Here is a 25,602-nt window from a genome sequence, read left to right on the forward strand (position 1 = left end):
TCACAGCACCTGGCCGACCGTGGCCAGCAGCTCGCCCTGGTCGAAGGTCCGCTTGTTGAGATAGGCGTCGGCGCCGAGCTCCAGCCCGCGCTGCACGTCCGCCGGGTCGGCGCGCGAGGTCATCATGATCACCGGCAGGCGGTTCAGGCGCGGGTCGGCCTTCATCGCTTCCAGCAGCCCGAAGCCGTCCAGCCGCGGCATCTCCACGTCGGCGATCACCAGGTCCACCGGGAGGTCGCCACCGCGCAGCCGGTCCAGCGCGTCCTGCCCGTCCACCGCCAGCACCACGCGGTAGCCGCTGGCTTCCAGGATGCTCTTTTCCAGCGTGCGGGTGGTGATGGAATCGTCCACCACCAGTACGGTGGCGGCGGGGCGGACCGTGGCTGCCTCGGCGCCGGGCAGGCCCGCCAGTGCCTGGGCGCCGAGCCGGGCCTCGTCGCGCATCCAGCGCTCCACCAAGCTTTCCGGACGCAGCACCAGGGCGATGCCCTCGTCTTCCAGCAGCGCGGCGCCGGCCACCAGTTCGGTATCCAGACCCGGCACATCCACCTCGTTCACTAGCAGCGTCCGCACGTCCCGCAGCGCGGAAACGGCGACCACGCAGCGCCTGTCGCCGCGGCGCAGAAGAATGGCGTTCATGTATCCCGCCTCGATGGGCGCCTTGCCGCCAGGGCGACCGAGCAACGTGGCGAGACCCACGACCGGTGCCATAACGCGGCTCGACCCGAGTTCGATGCGCGCCACCGGCCGGCCGCCGACGCTTTCCAGCGCGGCCACCGGCAGGCGCAGGATGCGCTCCACCCCCGGCGCCGGCAGGCCGAAGACCTGCCCCTCGGCCTCCACCAGCAGCAGGGACTGCCGCGCGGTGAAGAAGGGCACGGTGATCACCACCTCGGTTCCGCCCTGCCTCACCCCGGTCCCGCCCTGCGGGACCCCGGTCCCGCCCTGCGGGATTTCCGTGCCGCCCGGCGGGGCGGGGCGGGGGCGCAGCCGCACCGTGCCGCGCAGCGCCCGGGCCGCTTCCGCCACCACCGACAAGCCGATGCCGCGGCCGCTCAAGCGGTCCACCGCGCCGGCGGTGGAGAAGCCCGGCTCGAACACGAGGTCCAGCAGGTGGTCGGCCGCGGGCGGCGGCGCGCCGGGGGCGCGGGCGGGCAGCAGGCCGCGCCGCACCGCCACCGCCTCGATCCGCCCGAGATCCGGGCCAGGGCCGTCGTCGAAGACCCGCAGCTCCAGGCCGTCGCGTCCCTGGGCCAGGCTCAGCCCGACCTCGGCCCGCGCCGGCTTGCCCTGCGCCAGGCGCTCGGCCTCCGGCTGCGCCCCGTGGCCCACGGCGTTGCGCAGCAGGTGCAGCACCGGGTCCTTCAGCGCCTGCAGCACGCGGCGGTCGGCCTGGATGTCCAGCCCTTCCAGCCGCACCGCCACCTCCCGGCCTTCGCCGCGGGCGAGGTCGCGCACCGCGCGGCCCAGCGCGCCCAGCACGCTTTCCGCCGGCACCAGGAACAGTTCCTCCACGCCTTCGCGCAGGCGGCGCATCGCCTGGTCGGTGTTCCAGCCATCCGCCCGGCCCTGGCGCGACAGGGCGGCGGCGCGGCGCAGCAGCGCGTCCAGCTCCGCCCCGAAGCCCTGGGCCTGGGCAGGGGGCAGGGCGGTGCCGCCACCCCCGTCGCGCAGCGCGTCCCAGCTCCGCCGTAGGGTGCGCAGGTCGCGTTCCAGCAGGCGCAGGGCCGCGCCGTTGGCGTCCTGGCGCTGCAGGAAGCCGGACAGCTCGTGCATCGTGCCGGACAGCGCCGCCACCCGCCCGGCTTCCACGCGCAGGTATTCCGGGGCGGCGGGTGCCGCGGCCGGGGCCGCGACCGGCGGGGCGGAGGCGGCTTCAGCGGGGGCGGGGTCCCGCACCGCAGCGGGCACAGGCTGGGGTGCAGCAGGCACGGACGGAGGACCAGCGGGCGAGGCTGCCTGCCCCGGCGGTGCTGCGACGGGCGGTGCCGCCGTGGGCGGCGGGGCGGCCGGAGCGGTTGGCGGCGGTGCGGCAACGACGGCCGGCGCAGTGGGCGACGCGGCGACATCCGCCGGCCCAGGCGCTCCCACGCCCGGCGGTGCGGCCGCGCCCGGCTCTGCGGCCGGGGGGGCCGCCGGCGCCGGGTCCAGCGCCCGCTCCAGCGCGGCCAGCACCTCGGGCGGCGCCACCGGCGCGTCGTCCCCGGCCGCCTGCGCCGCCACCAGCCCCTCGATCCCGTCCAGCGCCAGCTGCACCGCGGGCACCGCCCCGGCCAGCGGCACCTGCCCTTCGGCGATGCGGGCCAGCAGGGTTTCCAGCCGGTGCGCCACCTCCTCCACCGCCGGCAGGTCCACCGCGCGGGCGGCACCCTTCAGGCTGTGGGCGCGGCGGAAGATGTCGCGCCCGTCCACCGGCCCGCCGCGCTCGGCGGCGTCCAGCGCGGCGCGAATGGCGTCCAGGTGCTCGCGATGCTCGATCGCGAAGGCCGCGAGCAGCTCCTGGCGAAAATCCTCCGACATGCGGCCGGCGCTCCGCGCGTCAGGTCCGGTAGCGGTCGGCCAGCGTCACCAGCTGCTGCGACAGGTCCGACAGGTTGGCCGCCGCGCTGTCCAGCTGCCGCGTGCCGGAAGCCGTCTGCTGGCTGGCAGTGCGGATGTTCTGCAGCGCCACCATCACCTGCTCGATGCCCAGCTGCTGCTGGTTGGTGCTGGCCACGATCTGCTGAAAGGTCTGCACGCTTTCCTGGATGCGGCCGGTGATCTCCTGGATCGTGCCCTGGGTGGTGTCGGTGCGGGTCTTGCCGGCGGCCACGCGCTTCACCGCCTCCTCCGTCAGCATCACCGACGAATTGATGCCGCGCTGGATGTCGCCCAGGATCGAGCGCACCTGCGCGGTGGCGTCCTTGGCCTGGTCGGCCAGCGTCTTCATCTCCGCCGCCACCACCGCGAAGGAGCGGCCGTTCTCGCCCGCCGCCGCCGCCTCGATCGCCGCGTTCAGCGCCAGCAGGTGCGAGCGTTCCGAGATGTCGTTGACGGTGGCGATGATCTCGCTGATCGCCGCGGTCTTCTCGCTCAGCGCCACGATGTTGCCCGCCACCGCCTCGGCCTGCTCGCGGATCGCGTCCATCGCCTGGCCGGTGTCGTCCACCGCGCGCAGGCCGGCGGTGCTGGTCTGCGCCGTGGCCTGGGCGGCGGCGATCACCTCCTGCGCGCGCTTGCCGATCTGCGCGCCGGCATGGGTGATCTCGTCCATGGTGGCGGCGGTTTCCTGCACCGCGGCCAGCTGCTCCTCCACGCTGGCGGCCTGTTCCTGGGTGGAGGCGCGGATCTCGGCCGCCGCGGCGTTGAGGTTGTTGGTGACCTCGCGGCTCTGCGTCGCCAGCTGGCGCAAACCCTCCACCATGCCGTTGAGCGTGCTGCCCAGGCGGCCGATCTCGTCGCGCCCTTCGCCGGCCGCGCTGCCCGACAGGTCGCCGCGGCCGACGCGGCCCACGAACTCCATGAAGGTGGCCAGCGGGCTGACCACGGTCAGCCGCACCAGCAGGGCCAGCCCGAAGCCCAGCAGCACCGCCACGCCCAGCACCGCCAGCACGGAAACCCGGCTTTCGCCGTAGATCTCGGCGATGCCGCGCTGCCCGGCATCCAGCGCCTCGTCCAGCGCGGAATCGGCGCGGTTCAGCGCCTGGTCCAGCTCCGCCGCCACCGGCGTCAGCGTGCGCCCGGCGGCAAAGGCGCCGTCGATGTCGTTGTTGCGTATCGCCTCGAACTGCGCATCGGTCTGCGCCTGCAGCTGCTGCAACAGGGCGGTGGCCTGGCCCAGCGCCTGGCCGACGCGCTGCCAGGCGCGCGAACGGGCCTCGTTCACCGCCTGATCGCCGAAGCGGGTCACGTTGGCGGAAGCCTCGGCCAGGGACGCGCTGGTGCGCTCGAAGGCCCGGCTGTGCGCCAGGAGCGGGTCGGCCCCCGTCACCGGGCGGCCCAGGGCGCGCACCAGGAACTGCGTCAGCGCGGTGTTGCGGGCGTCGCGCATCGCCACCCGGTCGGCGCGCACCTCGTTGAGCTGCCGGATCATGGCCACGTCGCGCCCGACCACGGTTTCCATCGTGTTGCGCACCACGCCGAGCTGCCGCAGCCCGTAGCTGCCCAGCCCCGCCATCAGCAGGATCAGCAGGGAGAAGCCGAGAAGGATGCGGTTGGCGATGGACACGCGGTTCAGGCTCCGGAAAGCGGGGCGGCGGGAAGGGGGCCGCGGAAAGGGCGTAGCAGCCGGTCGAGGTCCAGCACAGCGACGGCGGTTTCCCCCGCGCCCAGCTGGCCGGCTGGCGCCAGGCCGTGCGCCGCCACGGCACCGGTCCCGGCGCCGCGGTCCAGCAGCGAAACCTCCACCGCGGCCAGGGCCCGGTCCACCCGCAGCGCGAGGCCCCGCGGACCGCCGCGCAGCAGCACCCAGTGGCCGGTGCCGGAGGTTTCGGGCCTGGGCGCCCCGGGCTCCGCGGCGCCCACCAGCAGCCCGAGGTCCAGCACGGCGAACAAGCGCGCCGAGCGGCCGAACAGCCCCAGCAGCGCGGGCGGCGCGCCCGGCACCGGTGCGGGCGCGCCGGCGGGGATCACGCCGCCCAGCGCGGCCAGCGGCAGGCCGTAGCATTCCCGCCCCACCGCGCAGGCCAGCACGGCCGCGCGCGCCACGGCGGGCACCGGGGCGCCGCGCCGGGCCAGCTGTTCCGTGCGCTCGTCCAGCAGCCGCTCGGCGCGCGCCGCATCCAGCGAGGGTTCCGGCGCGAGCAGGCGCAGCACCATCGCCTCAGCCCCCGGCCGGGCCGGCGGGCCGCGCCACGCGGCGGCGCAGGGTGGCGGCGGTCATGCCGTCGGTTTCCTCCAGCACGGCCTCGTCGGGCAGCGGCGCAGCCAGGCGCGCGGCGTTGTCCAGGGCGCGCTGCCCGGCCTCCGCCCGCCCGGTGTCGAGCAGCAGCAGCCCCAGCTGGTAATGCGCGGCCACGAAGCGCTTGTTGAGGTAGATCGCCCGCCGGAAAGCGCGCTCGGCCTCCTCCGGCAGGCCCAGGCCGCGGGCGGCCAGCCCGTCATAGTGGTGCAGCGCCGCCGCCGCGGGCGCGGTTTGCAGCCCATCGCGGCACAGGCGGCGGGTGGCGCCCAGCTGCCCCGCATCGGCCAGGGCGCGCACCTGTTGCAGCAGGGCCTCCACCTCGGCTGGCGTCGCGGGAAGCGCGCCGGCCGTCGTGGGAACCGCGCCGGATGTCACAGGAACCGCGCCGGATGTCACGGGAGCCGCGCCGGGCGTCGGGAAGGCCGCGGTGCCGCGCCCCGGCGGGGCAGAACCGGCGTCGCCGCGCCGCGCCGGGCCGCGGGCCCTGGCCGCCGGTGCGGAGGGCAGCAGCGGCGCCCAGGTGGTGGCGGCGGATGCCTCGGCCGCGACGGGCGGCGGTGCTTCCGGCCGGGGCCGGAAGGCCACCGTGCCGGGCAGCGCCACGGTGCGCAGGAAAGGCGCATAGGCCGGGCTGGTTTCGGCATGGCCGAGCAGCATCCAGCCTTCCGGGTGCAGCTGCTCGCCCAGGGCGCGCACCAGCCGCACCACCGTGTCGTGCTGGAAATAGATCAGCACGTTGCGGCACAGGATCAGGTCGCAGCGGCCCAGCCCCGCCGGTGGGCGGCCGTCCAGCAGGTCCAGCAGGTTGTGCCGCTCGAACTGCACGCCCGCGCGGTATTGCGGCCGCAGGGTCCAGCTGCGCCCGTCGGGGGCGGGCAGGAAGTCCCGCGCCCGTTCCGTCGCGTCCAGCGTCCGCAGCGCCCAATCGCCGAACTGCGCGCCTTCCGCGGCCGCCAGGAACTCCGCGTTCAGATCGGTGCCGAGGATGGAGCAGCGCCACTGCGGCATCTCCTCGCCCAGCAGCCGGTGCAGCAGGATGGACAGAGAATAGGGTTCCGCCCCCGTGGCGCAGCCAGCGCTCCAGATCACCAGGCGCCGGGTGTCGCGGTTGCGCGCGAGGAGGTCGGGCAGAACCGTGTCGCGCAGCGCGGCGAACTGCTCGGCGAAGCGGAAAAAGAAGGTTTCGCCGATGGTGATCGCCGCTTCCAGCGCCCCCCATTCCGCCGGCCCCGCCGCGGGGTCGCGCAGGCGCTGCAGGTAGCTTTCCAGGCTCGGCGATCCCGTGGCCAGCATGCGCTGCCGCAGCCGCTCGCCCAGCAACTCGTCCTTGTCGGCGTAGAAGAAATGGCCGGTGCGCTCGATCACCAGCTGCTTCAGCGTCGCGAAGCAGCCCGGCTCCCCGTCCCGGGGCGAGGGTGGGCGGATCACGTCGGGGTCGCGTCCCAATCGCGCAGCCGGCGCTGCGCGTCCTCCGCCAGCGCTGCCAGGATCGCCGCCTCGCCTTCCCGCAGCAGCCGGTCGGGGGCCAGCAGGTGCACCAGGGCGGCGCCCAGCGGGATCTCGGCCTCCACGCAAGGGTCGGCATGGCCGTCCGGCGGCGTCGCGGGCTGCGCGGGCGGCGGCACGAGGTCCAGCACCCGGTCCACCAGCAGCGCCACCCGGCCGGACCCGCCGCCCGGCCGCGGCAGGGTGTGGTTCAGCACGATGATGTGCCGGTACAGCCCGCCGGCGACGCGCCGGGCTTCCTCCGTCCGGTTCAGCAGCCGCGCCAGGGCCAGCACCGGCACCGCCTCGCCACCCAGGTTGAGAAAGCCCGCCACCGGCCGCGGCAGGCCGGGCGGGGCGGACAGGCGGGGCAGGGGCAGCAGTTCCCGCACCGCGGGGCGGCGCAGGGCGCACACGGTGCCGCCCACGGCGAACAGCAGCAGGGGATCGCCGCCCGGCGCGTCGGGGCCGCCCGGGGCGTTGGGGCCGGAGGAGGGCAGGGGCGCGGGGCGGGAAAACAGGTCGGCCAGGCTCGCTCACCGGCGCCCGGCGGGCGCGTCGCCGCCTGCGTAACACGCCGGGGCGTGGGGGGCCATCGCCGCACCGGGGTGCCAGGGAGGCACCGGCGCCAGGGGGCATCGCGACGCCAGGGCGCCAGAGGGCTATCGCCACGTGCGGCGTACGGAGCCACCGCGCGCCCCACCGTTCCACGCCGCTTCCCTCCGCCGGGCGCGCGCGCTAGCAACCCGGCTGGACGACAGCGGCAAGGCCAGGGGAGAAGAGCGGGCGCATGATCGACAAGACGGTTCGCAGCATGGCCGAGGCCCTGGAGGGCGTGCGCGACGGCTCCACCGTGCTGGTGGGCGGCTTCGGCGCCGTGGGCCAGCCCGACGACCTGATCGAGGGCCTGATCGAGCAGGGCGCCAAGGAGCTGACGGTGGTGGCCAACAACGCCGGCACCGGCCGCACCGGCCTGGCCCGGCTGATGGAGCTCGGCCGTGTCCGGCGCATCATCTGCTCCTTTCCGCGCTCCTCCGGCTCCGTGGTGTTCGAGGAGCTCTACCGAGCCGGCAAGCTGGAGCTGGAGATCGTGCCCCAGGGCACCCTGGCCGAGCGCATGCGCGCCGCTGGCGCCGGCATCCCCGCCTTCTTCACCCCCACCGCGGCCGGCACGCGCTTAGCGCAGGGCAAGGAGGTGCGCGAGTTCAACGGCCGCCCGCACGTCATGGAACTCGCGCTGCACGGCGACGTGGCGCTGGTGGAAGCCTGGGAAGGCGACCGCTGGGGCAACCTCGCCTACCGGGATTCCGGGCGCAACTTCAACCCGGTGATGGCCACCGCCGCGGCGCTCACGGTGGCCCAGGTGCAGCACCTGCGAAACCTCGGCGAGATCGAGCCCGACCGCGTGGTCACCCCCGGCCTCTTCGTGCAGCGGGTGATTCGCGTCGACCGCGGCGCGCCCTGGGCCTGATGCCGTCCCGCGCGCACCGCGTCGCCGCGCTGCCGCCCCGCCGGACGGCGGCCGCGCCGTGCCCGGCCGCGCGCCCACCAGTCCCGCCGGTCCGACCGGCATGAGTGCAACACCCGAAGCGGAGCCCCGCATGACACCCTGGACGCGCGCGCAGATGGCGGCCCGAGTGGCGGCCGACATTCCCGAAGGCTGGGCCGTAAACCTCGGCATCGGCATTCCCACCCTGGTGGCCGACCACATCCCCGCCGAGCACGAGGTCGTGCTGCACAGCGAGAACGGCCTGCTCGGCATGGGTCCGGCGCCGGATGCGGAGCACGCCAACCCCTGGCTGATCAACGCCGGCAAGCAGCCGGTGACGCTGCGGCCCGGCGGCTCCTTCTTTCACCACGCCGACAGCTTCGCGATGATCCGCGGCGGCCATATCGACCTCTGCGTGCTGGGCGCCTTCGAGGTCGCGGCCAATGGCGACATCGCCAATTGGGCCACCAGCGAGAACGACAGCGCCCCCGCCGTGGGCGGCGCCATGGACCTCGCGGCCGGGGCCAAGCACGTCTGGGTGGTGATGGAGCACACCACCCGCGACGGTGCGGCCAAGCTGGTGGAGCGCTGCTCCTACCCGCTGACGGCCGCGGGCGTGGTGGGCCGGGTCTACACCAACCTCGCGGTGCTGGACGTGGTGCCGGGCGAGGGTTTCCGGGTGCGCGAGCTGGCCCCGGGCGTGACGCCGGAACTGCTGGCCGAGCGTACCGGCGCCCCCGTGCTGCCGGCCGAAGCGCCGCAGGGCACCGTGCAGGCCGACGCGCTGCGAAACGGCGCCCCGCAAGGCCCCCGGGCGTGAGCGACGCCGCGCGCCTGGAGCAGGCGCGCCACGGCGCCGTGCTGGTGCTGACACTGGACGACGCGGCGCGGCGCAACGCCCTGTCGCTGCCGCTGCGCGAGATGCTGGCCGACGCGCTGGAAGCCGCCGAGGGCGACCGCTCCGTCCGCGCGATCGTGGTCACCGGCGCTTCGGGCAATTTCTGCTCCGGCGGCGACCTGGTGGGCATGCAGGTGCCGGACGCCCTGGCCGGGCGGGAACGCCTCCGCCGCGTCCACCGGCTGATCCGCCTGCTGGTGGCCGGCTCCAAGCCCGTGGTGGCGGCGGTGGAGGGCTGGTGCGTCGGCGCCGGCCTGTCCCTGGCCTGCGCCTGCGACCTGGTGGTCACGGCCGAGAACGCCCGCTTCCTGGCCGCCTTCAACCGGGTGGGGCTGATGGCCGATCTCGGCCTGGGCTGGACCCTGCCGGCCCGCGTCGGGCTGGGCCGGGCCAAGCGCATCCTGTTCCTGGGCCAGCAGATCACCCCCGCCCAGGCCGAGAGCTGGGGCCTGGCCGACGAGGTGGTGCCCAGCGGCAGCGCCCTGGCCACCGCACTGGAACGGGCGCAGTTCCTGGCCGCCCAGGCCCCGGCCCCGATGGCGATGACCAAGACCATGCTGGCCGCCGGTCTGGACGCGGCACTGGAAGCCGAGCGCCATTACCAGACGCTGCTGTTCCTCTCGGCCGACCACGCCGAAGGCCGCAGCGCCTTTCTGGAAAAGCGCGAACCGCGCTTCGGGACGGAATAGGCCGGACCGGAGCGACGGCGCGGGGCGCGCGACAGGGCTATCGGCCTGCCGCCTGGCCGGGTGCCACGGTGGCACCCGGCCGCCAGCTCGGCGCAGCACCCAGCCGGGAAGCCGGGCCGCAGCGCGCCCTCTACTGCGCGGTGATGCCCGCCGCCCGCGCCACCTCCGTCCAGCGCAGCACCTCCGAGCGGAAGAAGGCACCGTACTCGGCGGGGGTGGTGGCGATGGGTTCCACCGCCAGCGCCTCGATGCGAGCGCGGGTGTCGGGGGCGGCCATCACCTGCGCAATGGCGCGGTACAGCGTGTCCACCATCTCCGGCGGCGTGCCGCTGCGCACCAGCACGCCCTGCCAGGCCTGCACCTCCAAGCCGTCGCCCAGCCCGGCTTCGGTGATGGCGGGAATGTCGGGATAGCTCGGCAGGCGCTCCCGGCCCATCACCGCCAGGGCGCGGATGCGGCCTTCCTCGATGTACGTGCGGGTGGCCGGCTGCGGCGTGTCGCAGAGCAGCTCCACGTCGCCCGTCAGCAGCGACTGGATGGCGGGCCCGCCGCCGCGATAGGGCACGTGCACCAGCTGCACGCCGGTGCGGCGGGCGAACAGCTCCGGCGCCAGATGCGCGGAGGAACCCACCCCGCCCGAGGCATAGGTCACCGTGCCCGGCGCCGCCCGGGCCGCGGCCACCACGTCGGCGATGCTGCGGAAGGGCGCGTTGCCGGCGGCGAACATGAACACCGGCACCCGCGCCACCTGCGACACCGCGGTCAGGTCCACCAGCGGGTCGAAGCTCAGCCGCATCAGCGCCGGCGCCACGGCGTGGGAGAAGACGCCGTAGAGCAGGGCCGTGCCATCCGCCGGGCCGTGCGCCACGGCCTCCGCCGCCAGGTTGGCGCCGGCGCCGGGGCGGTTCTCCACCACCACCTGCTGCCCCAGCACGGGCGTCAGCCCCTGCGCCAGGATGCGCGCCACCGTGTCCACCGTGCCGCCCGGCGCGAAGCCCAGCACCAGCCGCAAGGGACGGTCGGGATAGGCGGCGCGGGCGGCGCGCGGCGCGACGGCTGCCGCGGCCAGCAGGGCGCCGAGGCCACGACGGCCGGTCAACGCGCCGCTCACGCCACAGCCTCGATCACATGCACGCCGCGCTGCCGGTCGGTCAGGTAGATCAGCCCGCGCGCGTCGGTGGTCACGTCGTTGGAGGAGGCGCGCTCGCAACCCGGCGGCGGGTCGGGCCGGAAATGGCCGACCTCCTGTGGGCGGAAAGGATCGGCGAAGTCGACGATCCGCAAGCCCTGGGCAAACCAGGCGAAGGGAATGCGCGTGCCGGTAAACACTTCCGAGGGCTGGTGGCAGCCGGTCATGTTGGGCTGCGGCGAGCCGTCGCGGTCCAGCCCCGGCACGTCGAAGGTGGCAATGGGCATGGGCTGCCGCTCGTCGGTGATGTCGTAGACCCAGGAAAAGGCGGGCGGGGAAGGGCGCAGCTTGGACACGTCCTCATCCGCCACCACCATGATCTGCCGCCCCTTCAGCGGCTGCGGGATCGGCAGGCAGGTGTGGGTGGGGTGCGGGTGCGCCGGGCTGCTGTTCATCGCCGACACCAGGCTGGGCCGCGACAGGTCGGAAATGTCGAGGATGAAGAAGCCGTGGTGCCAGTAGCTCACGTAGAGCCGGTCGCCCAGCCGCAGCGGATGGTGGCAGCGCGGCTTCGGGTAGTCGGCGGGCCAGGGATACTCCTCGCCGGCGGCGGCGTTCTGGCCGGGGATCCACCAGCGCCCGGCCTCGCGCGGGTTGGCGGGGTCGAGCAGGTCCAGGATCATCACGAAGTTGCCGATGAAGCCGTCGGCACTCGGCGAAATGTAAGCGTAGCGCCCGTCGAAATCGAAGCGGTGCACGCCGGGGCCGCCGGTGCGCCACTTGGTGATCTGGCGCGGCCGCGTCGGGTCGGACACGTCGTAGATGCCCAGGCCGCCGCCGAAGCCCATGTCGGCATCGGGCTTCTGCCGCTCGTGATTCACCAGCATCAACCCGTCGCGCACGCGCACCTTGTGGGAATGCCAGCCGGCCGGCATCTCCACCGTGCTCAGCAGCCGCGGGTTCCTCGGATCGGCGATGTCGAAGATCGAGGTGCCCGCGGGCGCGCTCATATGCGCCACGAACAGCGTGTTGCCCTCCACCCAGACCTGGCCGCCGCCGGGGCAGTCGATGGAACTCAGCAGCCGGGTGTTGCGGGCATCGGGCATGGGCGGAACCTCCGGCACTGTGGCGGCGGACCCGGTTGCGCAGGGCCGGCGCGGGCCCGGGCGGCCCTTTGCCGATGCGGAACCGCATTCGCCGAAACGGCAGGCAACCAGCCGGGACCGGCAGTGTCAATTCGGCGGAGGTTCCCGGGCCAGGCCGGCGCAGGGCATGACACGGGCCCTTAGCCTGAGCGGCGGCAAGGCGGACCCGCAGCGTCCGAACCAGGCCAGCGCCACCGCCGAATCGCATCCCCTCGACACCCCGGCGGCGCTTCCGGACAGTGCGGCCCGCAGCCACACGGGGACGCGCGAACCGCATGACCGAGTTCTGGCGACTTTCCGCCGCCGCCATCGCCGCCGGCGTGTGCGCGCGACTTCTCCGCCGAGGAAGTGGCCCGCGATGCCCTGGCACGGCTGGACGCGGCCAACCCCGCGATCAACGCCGTGGTGGACCACCGTCCCGCCGAGGTGCTGGCCGACGCCCGCGCGGTGGATGCTGCGGTGGCCGGCGGCGAGGACCCCGGGCCGCTGGCCGGCGTTCCCGTGACGATCAAGGTCAACACCGACCAGGCCGGCTTCGCCACCACCAACGGGTTGCGCCTGCAGCGCGAGCTGATCGCGCGCGAGGACAGCCCGGTGGTCAGCAATCTCCGCCGCGCAGGCGCCGTGGTGCTGGGGCGCACCAACACGCCCGCCTTCTCCCTGCGCTGGTTCACCCGCAACGGGTTGCACGGCCACACCCGCAACCCGCACGATCCCCGGCTGACGCCCGGCGGTTCCTCCGGCGGGGCGGCGGCGTCGCTGGCGGCGGGGATCGGGGCGATCGCGCACGGCACGGATATCGGCGGCTCCGTGCGCTACCCCGCCTATGCCTGCGGCGTGCACGGCTTGCGGCCGACGCTGGGGCGGGTGGCGGCCTTCAACGCCTCCGGCCCGGAACGGGCGATCGGGGCGCAGCTGATGGCGGTGTCGGGGCCGCTGGCGCGCTCGATCCCCGACCTGCGCCTGGCCCTGGCCGCCCTGGCGGCGCGCGACCCGCGCGACCCCTGGTGGGTGCCGGCGCCCCTGGAAGGCCCGCCCGCCGCCCGCCGCGCCGCGCTCTGCGTCCGCCCGGAAGGGCTGAACACCGCGCCGGAGGTGGAACGCGCCCTGCGCGCCGCCGCCCTGCAACTGCAGGAGAAGGGCTGGACCGTGGTGGAAACCCCGTGCCCGCCCCTGCGCGAGCCCGCCCGCCTGCAAGCCATGCTCTGGCTGGCCGAGAGCCGCCGCGGGTCGAACGCCGCCCTGGCGCGGGAAGCCCACCCGGATGCCAGCTTCGTGTTCGCCCGCATGGAAGCCCTCTGCCCCGTCCCCGGCGAGAACGGGTTGACCGACGCCCTGCAGGCCCGGGCGGGCTTCCTGCGGCAATGGAGCCTGTTCCTGGACCGCTACCCCGTGCTGATCCTGCCCGTCTCGGCCGAGCCGCCCTTTCCCGACCTGCTGGACGTGGAAAGCGAGGCGGCGTTCGACCGGGTGATCGAGGCGCAGCTGTGTCAGATCGGCCTGCCGCTGATGGGGCTGCCGGGGCTCAGCGTGGCCACCGCCGCGCGCCCGGCCCCGGGGCAGGCGGCGCCCGCCGCGGGCAGCCCGATGGGGGTGCAGCTGGTGGCGGGCCGGTATCGCGAGGACCTGCTGCTGGCCGCCGCGGAAGTGATCGCGCCGCTGCCCATCGCACCCGTGGAACCCGTTACGATCTGACACAATTCGCCGCGCGACGGAGGCAGCCGCGCCTCGATTTCGCCACCGCCCAACACCATTTTGTCGGGTGAGGAGTTCAACACATGCGCAGTCTCACTCGCATCACCACGGCAGCTCTCGGGGCCCTGGCCCTCGGCATGGCCGTCAGCGCGCCCGCCCATGCCTGGAGCCGCTACGACCGCGGTTATCACGGCCACGGCTACTACGGCCATCGCGGCTACGACCGCGGCGGTGCGTTGGCGCTTGGCCTGGGCGTGGGCGTGCTGGGTGGCCTCGCCCTGGGCCTGGCGGCACCGCCGCCCGCGGTGGTCTATGCCCCGCCGCCGGTGGTCTACGCCCCGCCCCCGCCCGTCGTGTACCAGCCGCCGCCGGTGGTGTACCAGCCGGCCCCGGTCTACGCCCCGCCGCCGCGCTACGCGCCCGGCCCGGCCTATGCCCCGGCGCCCTCCTATGCCCCGGCCCCCGGCTATTCCCCGCGTGCCGACTACGACTCCAGCTACGGCACCGCGGTGGGATCCTGGAAGTAAGCACGCAGGTCCGGGGGCTTCGCAGCCCCCGGTTCCGCACCGCCGGCGCGGCTTCGTGTTGACCCGGCGGGTTCCCCCTGCCGCGTCCCGGCGCTAAGCCTTGCCGCCGTGAGCGAAGCACCTCTCGCACCCTTGCCCGCCGCGGCGCCCGCCGCCGACCACCAGCGCGCCGTCTTCGCGGACGGCCTGGCGCTGGATTGCGGCACCGTGATCGCGCCGCTGGCCGTGGCTTACCGCACCTACGGCACGCTCAACGCCGACCGTTCCAACGCCGTGCTGGTGTGCCATGCCCTGACCGGCGACCAGTACGTGGCGGAAACCCACCCGCTGACGGGACGGCCGGGCTGGTGGCAGGGCGTGGTGGGACCGGGCGACGCGATCGACACCGACCGCTACTTCGTGATCTGCGCCAACGTGCTGGGCGGCTGCATGGGCTCCAGCGGCCCGCGCGAGGAGATGACCGACGCCGCCGGCCGCGGCCTCGGCCGCCCCTGGGGCACGGATTTCCCGCACGTCACCATCCGCGACATGGTGCGCGCCCAGGCCCGGCTCGTGGAGCACCTCGGCATTTCCCGGCTGCTGGCCGTGGTGGGCGGTTCCATGGGCGGGATGCAGGCGCTGGAATGGGCGGCGACCTTTCCCGACCGCGTCTTCGCCTGCGCCCCCATCGCCACCGCGGCGCATCACAGCGCCCAGAACATCGCCTTCCACGAGGTCGGCCGCGCCGCCATCCACGCCGACCCGGACTGGCGCGGCGGCCGCTACTGGGAGGACGGGCTGATCCCCGCCCAGGGCCTGGGCGTGGCGCGCATGATCGCGCATATCACCTACCTGTCGGAACAGGCGCTGGCGCGGAAGTTCGGCCGCCGGCTGCAGGGGGCGGCGGCGCTGACGCTGCTGGAAGACACCTTCGCGGTGGAAAGCTACCTGCGCCACCAGGGCTCGACCTTCGTACGGCGCTTCGACGCCAACTCCTACCTGACCATCACCCGCGCCATGGATTACTTCGACCTGGCCGCGGAACACGCGGGCGACCTCAGCGCCGCCTTTCGCGGCACGGCGACGCGCTTCCTGCTGGCCTCCTTCTCCTCCGACTGGCTGTTTCCCACGGCGGAATCGCGCGCCGTGGTGCGGGCGCTGAACAAGGCGGCCGCCAACGTCTCCTTCGTGGAGATCGCCTCCGACAAGGGCCACGACGCCTTCCTGCTGGAGGAGCCGGAGTTCCGCCACACCCTGGCCGGCTTCCTGCGCGGCGCGGCGGAGCGTCTGGGCGTTTGAGAGCGTCCGGGTGTTTGAAAGCATCTGGGCATTTGAACGCCGCGGCGCGGGAAGCCGCAGGGCGCCGCGCGCGTTGATCGGGGAAACGGCCCGCCCCGCGCGGCCCACCCCCGACCGAGATGGAGGCCGCCCCGCGTGGACATCCGACCGAGTGCGACCCGGAAAGCCATTGGCTGGTCCCTGCTCGTACTGGGCGTGCTGGGCTGCGTGCTGCCCTTCCTGCAAGGCTTCCTGTTCCTGGCCCTGGGCGTCTTCGTGCTGCGCGACCAGCATGCCTGGGCGGCCCGCGGGTGGGGCTGGCTGGCCCAGCGCTGGCCGGGCGCCGTGGCGCGCGTCGAGGCGATGGAGGAAGGGCTGACCCGGCGCCTGAGCGACTGGGGCCGGCGCGCCCGCCGGATGCTGGGACGCGCCTGATCCGTATCCAGGCCTGCCTGAACGGGGCGAGGCCGGCGGGCTTCCATCCCGCCCTGCCGCTTTCCCCCGACGACCTGGCCCGCGATGCCGCCGCCTGCGCCGCGGCGGGCGCGGTGGCGCTGCACCTGCACCCGCGCGACGCGGCCGGGCGGGAGTCGCTGCGGCCGGACGCCATCGGTGCCGCCGTCGCCGCGGTGCGTCGGGCCGCGGGGCTGCCGGTCTCGGTGTCCACCGGCGCCTGGATCGCGCCCGACGATGCCGCGCGCCGGGCGGCGCTGCGCGGCTGGGCCGGCCTGGGGCAGGACCGGCCGGACGAAGCCTCGGTCAACCTGGGCGAGGCCGACGCCCCGGCGGTCATGCTCGCCATGCACGAGGCCGGGATCGGGGTGGAAGCCGGGCTGGCTTTCCCCGCCGATGCCGAGCGCTTCCTGTCGCTGGGGATCGCCTGCCGCCGCGTGCTGCTGGAAGTGCCGGACCTGCCGGAACCAGAGGCACTGGCCCTGGCCCGCGCCATGCTCGCCCGGCTGGACGCGGCCGGGCATCCGGCGGAACGGCAACTGCACGGGGAAGGCCGCAGCGTCTGGCCCTGCTTCGACCTCGCGGCCGGGCTGGGGCTGATGGCGCGGCTGGGGCTGGAGGATGGCGACCACCTGCCAGACGGGAGGGTGGCCGCGGGCAACGCCGCGCTGGTGCGGGCGGGGCTGCGGCGGGCCGGGCCGGGGCCCGCCTAGCGGCCCACCTGGAGACGTCGCCGCCGCTCCTCGCCCCAAACTGACGGCCGCGTCGCGAAACCAGCCGGCGCGGCTAACCCTCCGCCCGGGGATGGGCGCTGCGCCAGGTGTCCAGCAGCTTGGCCGCGTCCACCGCGGCGTAGCGCTGGGTGGTGGACAGGCTGGCATGGCCCAGCAATTCCTGGATCACCCGCAGGTCGGCGCCGCCCCCCAGCAGGTGGGTGGCGAAGGAATGCCGCAGCGCATGCGGCGTCGCGTGTTCCGGCAGCCCGGCCAGCCGGCGGAAGCGCTGGATCACCGCCCGCGCCACCGCGTCGTTCAGCCGGCCGCCTTTGGCCCCCAGGAACAGCGGCTCATCCGGCGCGGCGCCGGGCCGGTGCCGCAGCGCCAGCGCCACCGCCTCGGCCACGGCCGGCAGCACGGGCACCAGCCGTTCCTTGTCGCCCTTGCCGCGCACGCGCAGCGCCCGGTCCGCCCGGGGGGCATCGCCCACGTTCAGCGCCAGCGCCTCGGAAATGCGCAGCCCGCAGCCGTAGAGCAGGGTGAACAGCGCCACGTCGCGCGCCGCGAGCGCCGGGTCGTCCTGCCCTTCGCCGATCTCGGCCGACACGCTGCGGGCCTGGTCCGGCGTCAGGGCGCGCGGCACCGGCGGGCGGGCGCGCGGCCCGCGCAGCCCGGCCAGCGCCAGCGGCGCCACCCCGTGCCGCTTGCCCAGCCAGTGCAGGAATCTGCGCACCGCCGCCAGCTGCCGGGCCCGGGTGCTGTTGCCCGCCCCCGCCGCGGCGCGATGCGCCAGGAAGGCGCGCAGGTCGGCCGGGCGCAGCGCGGCGATGGCGGCCAGGTCCGGCTCGCCGCCGAGGTGGTGACACAGGAAGCCCAGCAGGTCCGACAGGTCGCGGCCATAGGCGGCAAGGGTGTGGCGGCTGGCCCGGCGTTCCCGCGCCAGCCAGTCCAGGAAGGCTTCCCGCGCCTGCAGCCCGGTCAGCACCGCGGCGGTTCCGCCCTCGCTCACGGGCCGCCCGCGGCGGCGTCCCGGGTGGCGCCCAGGGCAGCGGCCGCGGCCTGGGCCAGGAACAGCAGCGCCGGTCCGGCGCCGCGGCGCGGCAGCAGCGCGGCCTCCCGCGTGCCCAGGGCCAGCAGCATCCCGGGGCGCAGCCGCAGCAGCGCGTCGCGCGCGATCAGCGGCGCCGCTTCGGCGTGCAGGGTGGCGGCGTCGGGCAGGGCGGGGGCGTCGCGCAGCACCCAGTTGCGGCTGGGCGGCAGCAGCCGGGCGAGGCTGCCGGCGGGTAGGGCGCGCCAGTGCCGCGCCGCCTCGCCCTCGCGGCACAGGGTCACGGCGTCCAGGCCCAGCAGCGCCGGCCATTCCGCCGACACGGTTTCCGCCGGGTCCGGGCTGCGCAGCAGCGCCAGCACCGCGCGTTGCACCCGCGCCAGCAGGGCGTCGCCCTGCCGCAGGTGCAGCGCGACGTCGCGGCTGGCGTCGCGCTCGGCCGCCAGCATGGCGGCCATGTGGTCGGCCAGGACCTCGCCATGCACCCGGCGGGGCGGCACGAGGCGGCGATACAGCGTGGGCCGGTCGACCAGGAAGCGGGGACGGGCGGCGAGCCAGGTGGCGACCTGCTCGGCCTCCTCGTCTTCCGCGGAACGGGGAAGGGAAGGCATCCCCGCCATCCTGCCCGGTCCCGCCGCGGCCGGCTACGGTCCGCCGCGGCCGGCTACCGCGCGTCCCCGACCGTTACGTGGTGGGACGGTTACGCGGACAGGATGCTCTGCCCGGTCTTCGTCCAGTCCGCCATGAAGGCATCCAGCCCCTTGTCGGTCAGCGGGTGCTTGACCAGGGAACGGATCACCGCTGGCGGCAGCGTGGCGACATGGGCGCCCAGCTTGGCCGCCTGCAGCAGGTGCACGGGGTGCCGGATGGAGGCCGCCAGCACCTCGGTCTTGAGGTGCGGGTAGGCCTTGTAGATCTGCATGATGTCGGCGATCAGCCCCATCCCGTCCTGGCCGATATCGTCCAGCCGGCCGATGAAAGGGGAGATGTAGGTGGCTCCGGCCTTGGCCGCGAGCAGCGCCTGCACCGCCGAGAAGCACAGGGTCACGTTGACCATGGCCCCTTCGTTCACCATATGTTTGCAGGCGCGCAGCCCCGCCTCGGTCAGCGGCAGCTTCACCACGACGTTGCTCGCGATGCGGCGGAGGTGCTCGCCTTCCCGCATCATGCCGTCGTAGTCGAGCGCCGTGACCTCGGCCGAAACGGGGCCCGGGGTGATCTCGCAGATCTCGGCGATGACCTCGGCCATCGGACGGTTGGCCTTGGCGATCAGGGAAGGGTTGGTGGTGACGCCGTCGAGCAGGCCGGTCTCGGCCAGGGCGCGGATCTCGGAGACCTCCGCGGTGTCCACGAAGAACTTCATCGGTGCCGCCTTGCGTTGTGCGGCGCACCCATAGCATGCCTTCCCCGGTGAAAAAGCCCGTTGGGCCGCTGCGCCCGCGCGTCAAGGTGCTGCTGCCCCTGCCGCTGGACGGCACCTACGACTACCGCGTGCCCGAGGGCATGGCGGTACCGGAACCCGGCACCTTCGTGGAGGTGCCGCTGGGCGGGCGCGAGTTGCAGGGCGTGGTCTGGGACGGCGTGCCCGACCCGACGCTGAAGGAAGGCCGACTCAAGGACATCCTCGGCACCCTCCTCGTGCCGCCGATGGCCGAGAGCCTGCGCCGCTTCGTGGACTGGGTGGCTGCCTACACGCTCGCACCCCCCGGCGCGGTGCTGCGCATGGCCATGAGCGTGCCCTCCGCCCTGGAACCTCCCGGCCAGCAGGCCGGCTGGCGCCTGAGCGCCGGTGGCGAAGCCGCCAAGCGCGGCGCCCCCGGCTACCGCCTCACCGAGGCGCGCCGCCGCATCCTGGACGTGCTGCTGCCGGGCGAACCGCGCGCGGGCGCCGAGATCGCCGACGAGTCCGGCGCCTCGCCCGGCGTGCTGCGCGGCATGGCCGATGCCGGGATGATCGAGCCGGCGCTGCTGCCCCGCCCGGTGGCCTTTCCACGCCCCGACCCCGAGCACCCCGGCCCCTCCCTGATGCCCGAGCAGGCTGAGGCCGCGGCCTCCCTGATCGCGCTGGTGCGGGAACGCGCGTTCGGGGTGACGCTGCTGGCCGGCGTCACCGGTTCCGGCAAGACCGAGGTCTACCTGGACGCGGTGGCGGAGTGCCTGCGCCAGGGCCGGCAGGCGCTGGTGCTGCTGCCGGAGATCGCCCTTTCCGCCCAGTGGCTGGAGCGCTTCCAGACCCGCTTCGGCTGCCCGCCCGCCCTTTGGCATTCCGAGCTGGGCGGCCGCCGCCGCCGCAACACCTGGCGCGCCGTGGCGGAAGGCGAGGTGCAGGTCCTGGTGGGCGCCCGCTCCGCCCTGTTCCTGCCCTTTCCCGACCTCGGCCTCCTCATCGTGGACGAGGAGCACGAGACCGCCTTCAAGCAGGAGGAGGGCGTGATCTACCACGCCCGCGACATGGCCGTGGTGCGCGCCCGCCTGGCCGGCGCCGGCTGCGTCCTGGTCTCCGCCACGCCCTCCCTGGAAACCCTGAACAACGCCGAGACCGGCCGCTACACCGCGCTGTCCCTGCCGCGCCGTCACGGCGGCGCCGGCTTGCCGGAGGTCGGCGTGCTCGACCTGCGCAAGGTCCCCCCCGAGCGCGGCCGCTTCCTCAGCCCGCCGCTGGTGCAGGCGGTGCACGACACGCTGGCGCGCGGCGAGCAGGCGATGCTGTTCCTGAACCGCCGCGGCTACGCGCCGATGACGCTGTGCCGCTCCTGCGGCCACCGCATGCGCTGCCCGAACTGCACCGCCTGGCTGGTGGAGCACCGCGCCCGCCGCCAGCTGCAGTGCCACCATTGCGGCCACACCGAGCCCACCCCGCAGTTCTGCCCGGAATGCGGTGCGGAAGGCAGCCTGACCGCCATCGGCCCCGGGGTGGAGCGGGTGCAGGAGGAAGCGGCCGCGTTGTTTCCCGAAGCGCGCCGCCTCGTGATGGCCTCCGACACCATTCCCGGCCCGGCGGCGGCGGCGGAAGCCGCGCGGCAGGTGGCGGAGCGCGAGGTGGACCTGGTGATCGGCACCCAGATCGTCGCCAAGGGCTGGCACTTCCCGCACCTGACCCTGGTGGGGGTGGTGGATGCCGACCTGGGCCTGGCCGGCGGCGACCTGCGCGCGGCGGAACGCACGGTGCAGCTGCTGCACCAGGTGGCCGGCCGGGCGGGACGCGCGGAGAGCCCGGGCAAGGTGCTGCTGCAATCCTGGGTGCCCGAGCATCCCGTGATGAAGGCGCTGATCTCCGGCGACCTCGACAGCTTCATGGTGGAGGAAGCGGCCTCCCGCCGGCCCGGCGGCTGGCCTCCCTTCGGCCGCCTCGCGGCGTTGATCGTGTCCTCCGAGGATGAGCGCGCCGCCGACCGCGTGGCCCGCGACCTCGGGCTGCAGGCGCCGGGCGGGGACGGGGTGCAGGTGCTGGGCCCCGCGCCGGCGCCGCTGGCCATGCTGCGCGGCCGGCACCGGCGGCGGCTGCTGCTCAAGGCCCGCCGCGACGTGGCGGTGCAGCCGCTGCTGTGGGACTGGCTCAGCCGCGTCGAGGTCCCGGCCGCGGTGCGGGTGCAGGTGGACGTGGACCCCGTCAGCTTCCTGTAGGCGCCGCTCCCGCGGCGGTGAAGCCTTCCCCTCCGGAGCGCGTGCCGCGCCGTGCGGGAAAGAACTGGGATACGGTCCGCCCGGCGGGGTGGAATCCGGCATTGGGAGGTATTGCCCCGATTTGACAGGGCGGCAGCCTTGCTCGCAGGCTCATCCCCGAGGTGCTGCGCCGTATCGCTCCACCTCCGAGAAAATGGCCGCGCCCCGGATAAACTTCCGGCAGGAGCGCGGTTCGGGGAGGAAGGCCGTTTATGCTGTCCCGCCGTTCGATCCTGGCCGGAAGCGCCGCCGCGTCGCTCGCGCCGGCCTTGCCGGCCCCGCTCCGGGCCCAGTCCCTCTCCGGCCGTCCCGTGACGGTGGTGGTCGGCATCACCGGCGGCACCACCACCGACATCCTGGCCCGGCTGATCGCCGACCGCCTGCAAGGACGTTGGCACCAGCCCTTCGTGGTGGACAACCGCGCCGGCGCCAGCGGCAACATCGCCGCGCAGAACGTCGCCCGCGCCGCTCCCGACGGCCATACCCTGCTGATGGCGGTGAACACGCTGGTGATGAACCCGCCGCTCTTCGCCACGCTGCCCTACGACCCCGTCCGCGACTTCGCGCCGATCACCCTGGTCGGCACCAGCCGCGCGGCGCTGGTCGTCCACCCGTCCTTGCCCGCGCGCAGCGTGGCCGAACTCGTGCGCCTCGCGAAGGAGAAGCCCGGGGTGATCGACTACGCATCTCCCGGCGTCGGCACGCCCTTCCACATGGGGATGGAGCTGTTCAAGCTGCGCACAGGCACGGAGCTGACGCATATCCCCTACAGGGGCAGCGCCATGGCGTGGCAGGACTTCGCCGGCGGGCGGGTGAAGGTGATGTTCGCGAGCCTCGCCACGGCCCTGTCGCTCGCCAAGGAGGGGAATGCCGCGCTCCTCGCCCTGTCGGGCGACCGGCGCTCGCCGCTGGCGCCGGCCGTACCGACACTGGCGGAGGTGGGACTCGGCGACGTGGACGCGGGCAGCTGGTACGGCGTGGCGGCACCGGCCGGCACGCCCGACGAGATCCTGGACCGCTACAACGCCGCCATCCGCGAGATTATCGCGGAGCCCGCGATCCAGGAGCAGATGGCCGGGCGCGACGTTTCCCTGACCGGAACATCGCGCCAGGAATTCGCAGGGATCATCGCCGCCGATCTGCGTCGCTGGACGGAGGTCGTGCAGCAGGCCGGGATCAAGCCGGAATAGGGGTGCCTCGGCCAGCCTTCATCGCGCGAAACATAAGGGAGGACACGATCGTGAAAATCGTCGCCATCGAGGAGGTCCCGATGATCCGGGGCCTGGAGCACCGCAAGGGTGGCTTCCGGTCCCAGACGGTCCTGGAAGGCACGCCGGGGACGCCGGGCAACTTCAAGTTCTCCGTGTCCGAGGTCGGCGCCGATTTCTACTCGCCGCGCCACCGGCACAATTTCGACCAGTTCCGCTACGTGATGCAGGGCACCTCGGACTTCGAGCGGGAAGGGCGCATGAAGCCCGGCATGCTCGGCTACTTCCCCGAGGGCACGCCCTACGGCGCGCAGACCAACCCGGAGCCCTGCACCATGGCGGTGCTGCAATTCGGCGGCGCGAGCGGCAGCGGCTACCTGCTGCCCCGTGAGGTCAAGGCGGCGATGAAGGAGGTCGAGGCCTTCGGCGAGTTCCGCGACGGCATGTTCTTCCGCCACGGCGAGACCAAGCCGGGCCGCGACGCCTACCAGGCGATCTGGGAGCACCGGCACGGCCGGCGCATGACCTATCCCAAGCCGCGCTTCACCTCGCCGGTGTTCATGGCCTCCAACGCCTTTACCTGGACGGCGCGCGAGGACGAGCCGGGCGTGTCGGAGAAACTGCTCGGCGTCTTCGGGGAAGGCCGCACGGAAGGCGGGCTGCTGCGGATCGAGCCCGGCGCGCAGGCGCAGCTGGCCGGCCACGGCATCTGGTTCGTGCTCGACGGTCGGGGTGAGGTTGCCAGCCGCAGCCTCGACCGCCACGGCACGGTGTACCTGGAGCGCGGCGAAACCGTCACGCTCCGCGCCACCGAGACGACCGAGCTGCTGCACTACGGGCTGCCCCGCCTGTCCGAGACCCCAGCCGTCGAGGCGGAGGAGACGCCGGAAGAGGAGCTGGTGCTCGCCTCCTAGACCTGGCCCCCGCCGGCCGGAGCCCATTCCGGCGACGGCACGCGGTGAAGGCAGCTTTGCCGCGACCGCGCGGGAGTGGGCGACGGGGTGGATGACCTCGCCCCCGTCCCGGAAAGCCTCGGCGCGGCCCTCCATGGGAGGCCGCGCCGCGACGGACGCCCACGCCTCAGCTCAGCGGCAGGATGCGCCAGCTCCCCGCGCCGTCCGCCTCGACCCGGGCGAAGCCGCCGTGGCCGAGGTGGCAGCCCGCCACGGTGATGCCCTCGGCCGCCACCTCGGCTAGGCAGCGCATCCGGGTCGCGGCGGCGAGCTCCGGGTCCACGTCGAAGCCGATGGAGGTTCGCGGCAGCGGCACCTGCAGGACCGGGCAATGGGTGATGTCGCCCCAGATCAGCAGCCCGTCCGGCCCGGCGCCGATGCGGAAGCCGGTGTGGCCGGGGGTGTGGCCGGGCAGGGCCTCGGCGCGCAGCCCGGGCAGCGGTTCCTCGCCCGCCTCGAACAGCGACAGGCGGTCGGCGTAGATCTCCATCACGTCGCAGGCGACGCGGATCATCCGCTCCGGCGCGCGGGGCAGCTCGCCCGTGCGCGCCAGTTCGCGCCAGAAGCGTGCCTCCTCCGCCGGCACCAGCAGCCGGGCGGCCGGAAAGGCGGCCCGGCCCTCGGCGTCCAGCAGCCCGGCGGCGTGGTCGGTGTGCAGGTGGGTCATCACCACGGCGGAAACCTGGGCCGGGTCCAGCCCGGCCGCTCGCATCGCCGGCACGGCCTGCCCCATCTCCGGGCCGCGGATCGGGCCGAGCCCGGCATCGATCAGGGACAGCGCCTCCCCGTCCTGCAGCGCGAAGGCGTTCACCGCCGTGGGCACGGTGCCGGCCGGGTCCAGCCCCGCCGCGCGCAGCAGGGCGTCGCGCCCTTCCACCTCGGACAGCAGCGCGACCGGCAGCGCCATCACGCCGTCCAGCAGCGTGGTGACGGTGTAGCGCCCGAAGCGGCGGGAACTGGGGGAGGGGGCGGCGAGATCCATGCGATGCGCTCCACGACCGGCGAGGTGTAGGGGGCCGCGCCGCGGCGCGGCGGTCCCGCCGGGGGTGTGTCGGGTCCCGCCGCGAAAGGGAAGCCTCGGGGAGCTTCCCGGGGAACTCAGCTGCCGCGCAGGGGAAATTCGCCGCGCCAGTCGCGGATGGTCTCGTGCGGCGCTTCCACCTGCTCCTCGGGGGGCAGGTCGTTCTCGGGGTCGATCACCGGCCCGATCACGTTGGGCGGGGCCGGCGGGTCGGAGGCCGGGAAGGACTCCATGCCCTGCTCGTCCAGCCGGTCGTCGTCGCTGGTTCTCGGGAGGTCACCGCTCATGGCCCGGGGCGTCCTGCTTGGGGATATCGTTGCAGCGCCCGGCGGCCGCGGAAGTTCCAGCCAGCCGGCGAAACGGCGCGCGGCGTCAGCTGTGGAACACCACGGTCTTGCGCCCGTTCAGGATCACCCGGTCCTCCAGATGCCAGCGGATGGCGCGGGCCAGCACCCGGCGCTCAATGTCGCGGCCAATGCGGATCAGGTCGTCGGGCGTGTCGTGGTGGGAGATGCGCTCCACGTCCTGCTCGATGATCGGCCCCTCGTCGAGGTCGGCGGTGACGTAGTGCGCCGTGGCGCCGATCAGCTTCACGCCGCGGGTATGCGCCTGGTGATAGGGGCGGGCGCCCTTGAAGCCCGGCAGGAAGGAATGGTGGATGTTGATGCAGCGCCCCGCCAGCTTGGCCGCCAGCCCGTCCGACAGGATCTGCATGTAGCGCGCCAGCACCACCAGCTCGGAGCGGGTTTCCTGCACCAGCGCCCAGATCTGCGCTTCCTGCTCCATCTTGGTTTCCCGCGTCACCGGCAGGTGGTGGAAGGGCACGCCGTCCAGGTCGAGATGCGCGTAGTTTTCCCGGCCGTGGTTGGACACGATGGCGGTGAGCTCCATCGGCAGCTCGCCCAGGCGCCAGCGGTACAGGATGTCGGCCAGGCAGTGGTCGAACTTGGAGGCCAGCAGCATCACCCGCGGACGGTCGGCGCGGTTGCGCAGCGACCAGCGCATGCCGAAGCGTTCCGCCAGCGCCGCCAGCCCGGCGCGCAGCGCGGCATCCTCCGGCGCCGGGCCGGGATGGTCGAACACCACGCGCATGAAGAACTTGCCCGTCTCGGTGTCGTCGAACTGCTGGGCCTCCAGGATGTTGCGGCCACCCTCGAACAGGCTCGTGGCGACTGCAGCGACGATGCCGGGGCGGTTGGGGCAGGACAGGGTCAGGACGTGCTGCGTGGCGCTCATGACACCGGGCCGTACCGCGTCCGGCGGCCGCGTCAAGCGGGGCCAGCCGGTTCTGCATGCCCCAGGACCGGGGCAGGAGGCCGTTTCCCCGCGGACGAGGTCCTGAAC

Annotated in this window: 24 protein-coding genes; 11 read left to right on the top strand and 13 right to left on the bottom strand. The window is 74.3% G+C overall.

What is annotated here, in order from left to right; translation table 11 throughout:
• From ACLIBK_RS18360 to ACLIBK_RS18380, 5 genes are read right to left on the bottom strand one after another with little or no spacing between them, the layout of a single operon-like run.
• Positions 1-2,520, bottom strand: coding sequence for a response regulator (locus ACLIBK_RS18360; protein ID WP_415388739.1), 2,520 nt, complete (start codon positions 2,518-2,520; stop codon positions 1-3).
• Between the two features lie 19 nt (positions 2,521-2,539).
• Positions 2,540-4,207 carry a methyl-accepting chemotaxis protein gene (locus ACLIBK_RS18365; protein ID WP_415388740.1) on the bottom strand — a complete coding sequence of 556 codons (1,668 nt, stop codon included), beginning with the start codon at positions 4,205-4,207 and terminating at the stop codon, positions 2,540-2,542.
• Between the two features lie 5 nt (positions 4,208-4,212).
• Positions 4,213-4,797 (bottom strand): chemotaxis protein CheW, encoded by a 585-nt coding sequence (locus ACLIBK_RS18370; protein ID WP_415388741.1) that lies wholly within the window; start codon positions 4,795-4,797, stop codon positions 4,213-4,215.
• Between the two features lie 4 nt (positions 4,798-4,801).
• A complete protein-coding gene (locus ACLIBK_RS18375) occupies positions 4,802-6,310 on the bottom strand; it encodes a CheR family methyltransferase (RefSeq protein WP_415388742.1) in 1,509 nt (502 codons plus the stop codon).
• A complete protein-coding gene (locus tag ACLIBK_RS18380; RefSeq protein ID WP_415388768.1) occupies positions 6,307-6,867 on the bottom strand; it encodes a chemotaxis protein CheW in 561 nt (186 codons plus the stop codon). Before ACLIBK_RS18380 ends, ACLIBK_RS18375 begins: the two co-directional genes overlap by 4 nt.
• Positions 6,868-7,157: 290 nt before the next feature.
• Between ACLIBK_RS18380 and ACLIBK_RS18385 the strand changes: the two genes are divergently transcribed.
• From ACLIBK_RS18385 to ACLIBK_RS18395, 3 genes are all read left to right on the top strand, one after another.
• Positions 7,158-7,838, top strand: a complete 681-nt coding sequence (locus tag ACLIBK_RS18385) for a 3-oxoacid CoA-transferase subunit A (RefSeq protein WP_415388743.1) — start codon at positions 7,158-7,160, stop codon at positions 7,836-7,838.
• Positions 7,839-7,968: 130 nt separating this feature from the next.
• On the top strand, positions 7,969-8,676 hold the full coding sequence (locus ACLIBK_RS18390) for a 3-oxoacid CoA-transferase subunit B (RefSeq protein WP_415388744.1): 708 nt from the start codon (positions 7,969-7,971) through the stop codon (positions 8,674-8,676).
• On the top strand, positions 8,673-9,443 hold the full coding sequence (locus tag ACLIBK_RS18395) for an enoyl-CoA hydratase/isomerase family protein (protein ID WP_415388745.1): 771 nt from the start codon (positions 8,673-8,675) through the stop codon (positions 9,441-9,443). Before ACLIBK_RS18390 ends, ACLIBK_RS18395 begins: the two co-directional genes overlap by 4 nt.
• Before the next feature lie 130 nt (positions 9,444-9,573).
• Here ACLIBK_RS18395 and ACLIBK_RS18400 read toward each other — a convergent pair whose 3' ends face one another.
• Together ACLIBK_RS18400 and ACLIBK_RS18405 are read right to left on the bottom strand one after the other, a co-directional pair.
• Positions 9,574-10,542, bottom strand: coding sequence for a tripartite tricarboxylate transporter substrate-binding protein (locus tag ACLIBK_RS18400; protein WP_415388746.1), 969 nt, complete (start codon positions 10,540-10,542; stop codon positions 9,574-9,576).
• An 8-nt stretch (positions 10,543-10,550) separates the two neighbouring features.
• A complete protein-coding gene (locus tag ACLIBK_RS18405) occupies positions 10,551-11,678 on the bottom strand; it encodes an LVIVD repeat-containing protein (RefSeq protein WP_415388747.1) in 1,128 nt (375 codons plus the stop codon).
• A gap of 387 nt (positions 11,679-12,065) precedes the next feature.
• On the opposite strand from ACLIBK_RS18405, the gene ACLIBK_RS18410 reads away from it, so the two are divergent.
• From ACLIBK_RS18410 to ACLIBK_RS18430, 5 genes are all read left to right on the top strand, one after another.
• The gene (locus ACLIBK_RS18410) at positions 12,066-13,412 is read left to right on the top strand and encodes an amidase family protein (RefSeq protein WP_415388748.1); all 1,347 of its coding nucleotides are present in this window, start codon (positions 12,066-12,068) and stop codon (positions 13,410-13,412) included.
• Between the two features lie 83 nt (positions 13,413-13,495).
• Positions 13,496-13,939: a hypothetical protein gene (locus tag ACLIBK_RS18415; RefSeq protein WP_415388749.1), complete on the top strand. Its 444-nt coding sequence runs from the start codon at positions 13,496-13,498 to the stop codon at positions 13,937-13,939.
• A 132-nt stretch (positions 13,940-14,071) separates the two neighbouring features.
• The gene (gene metX / locus ACLIBK_RS18420) at positions 14,072-15,217 is read left to right on the top strand and encodes a homoserine O-acetyltransferase MetX (RefSeq protein WP_415388769.1); all 1,146 of its coding nucleotides are present in this window, start codon (positions 14,072-14,074) and stop codon (positions 15,215-15,217) included.
• A 135-nt stretch (positions 15,218-15,352) separates the two neighbouring features.
• Positions 15,353-15,631, top strand: a complete 279-nt coding sequence (locus ACLIBK_RS18425) for a PGPGW domain-containing protein (protein WP_415388750.1) — start codon at positions 15,353-15,355, stop codon at positions 15,629-15,631.
• A 17-nt stretch (positions 15,632-15,648) separates the two neighbouring features.
• Positions 15,649-16,362, top strand: coding sequence for a 3-keto-5-aminohexanoate cleavage protein (locus tag ACLIBK_RS18430; RefSeq protein WP_415388770.1), 714 nt, complete (start codon positions 15,649-15,651; stop codon positions 16,360-16,362).
• Between the two features lie 73 nt (positions 16,363-16,435).
• Here ACLIBK_RS18430 and ACLIBK_RS18435 read toward each other — a convergent pair whose 3' ends face one another.
• The 3 genes from ACLIBK_RS18435 to fsa all read right to left on the bottom strand — a co-directional run bounded on the left by ACLIBK_RS18435 (position 16,436) and on the right by fsa (position 18,776).
• Positions 16,436-17,374, bottom strand: a complete 939-nt coding sequence (locus ACLIBK_RS18435) for a tyrosine recombinase XerC (RefSeq protein WP_415388751.1) — start codon at positions 17,372-17,374, stop codon at positions 16,436-16,438.
• Complete coding sequence (locus ACLIBK_RS18440; RefSeq protein ID WP_415388752.1) at positions 17,371-18,024, bottom strand: hypothetical protein; 654 nt, start codon at positions 18,022-18,024, stop codon at positions 17,371-17,373. Before ACLIBK_RS18440 ends, ACLIBK_RS18435 begins: the two co-directional genes overlap by 4 nt.
• An 89-nt stretch (positions 18,025-18,113) precedes the next feature.
• A complete protein-coding gene (gene fsa, locus ACLIBK_RS18445) occupies positions 18,114-18,776 on the bottom strand; it encodes a fructose-6-phosphate aldolase (RefSeq protein WP_415388753.1) in 663 nt (220 codons plus the stop codon).
• 35 nt (positions 18,777-18,811) lie between these two features.
• Between fsa and ACLIBK_RS18450 the strand changes: the two genes are divergently transcribed.
• The 3 genes from ACLIBK_RS18450 (at position 18,812) to ACLIBK_RS18460 (ending at position 23,198) form a co-directional block, all read left to right on the top strand.
• Positions 18,812-21,037: a primosomal protein N' gene (locus ACLIBK_RS18450; RefSeq protein WP_415388754.1), complete on the top strand. Its 2,226-nt coding sequence runs from the start codon at positions 18,812-18,814 to the stop codon at positions 21,035-21,037.
• Between the two features lie 251 nt (positions 21,038-21,288).
• Positions 21,289-22,266, top strand: coding sequence for a tripartite tricarboxylate transporter substrate binding protein (locus ACLIBK_RS18455; protein WP_415388755.1), 978 nt, complete (start codon positions 21,289-21,291; stop codon positions 22,264-22,266).
• Positions 22,267-22,316: 50 nt separating this feature from the next.
• Positions 22,317-23,198, top strand: coding sequence for a cupin domain-containing protein (locus tag ACLIBK_RS18460; RefSeq protein ID WP_415388756.1), 882 nt, complete (start codon positions 22,317-22,319; stop codon positions 23,196-23,198).
• Between the two features lie 166 nt (positions 23,199-23,364).
• Here the strand turns inward: ACLIBK_RS18460 and ACLIBK_RS18465 are convergent, their stop codons facing one another.
• From ACLIBK_RS18465 to purU, 3 genes are all read right to left on the bottom strand, one after another.
• Positions 23,365-24,219: an MBL fold metallo-hydrolase gene (locus ACLIBK_RS18465; RefSeq protein WP_415388757.1), complete on the bottom strand. Its 855-nt coding sequence runs from the start codon at positions 24,217-24,219 to the stop codon at positions 23,365-23,367.
• Positions 24,220-24,335: 116 nt separating this feature from the next.
• Positions 24,336-24,545 (bottom strand): hypothetical protein, encoded by a 210-nt coding sequence (locus tag ACLIBK_RS18470; protein WP_415388758.1) that lies wholly within the window; start codon positions 24,543-24,545, stop codon positions 24,336-24,338.
• Positions 24,546-24,630: 85 nt separating this feature from the next.
• Positions 24,631-25,494 (bottom strand): formyltetrahydrofolate deformylase, encoded by an 864-nt coding sequence (purU, locus tag ACLIBK_RS18475; RefSeq protein ID WP_415388759.1) that lies wholly within the window; start codon positions 25,492-25,494, stop codon positions 24,631-24,633.
• Positions 25,495-25,602 lie beyond the last annotated feature (108 nt).

It is taken from the genome of Roseomonas sp. BN140053, from assembly GCF_047690175.1.
Lineage (GTDB): Bacteria > Pseudomonadota > Alphaproteobacteria > Acetobacterales > Acetobacteraceae > Roseomonas.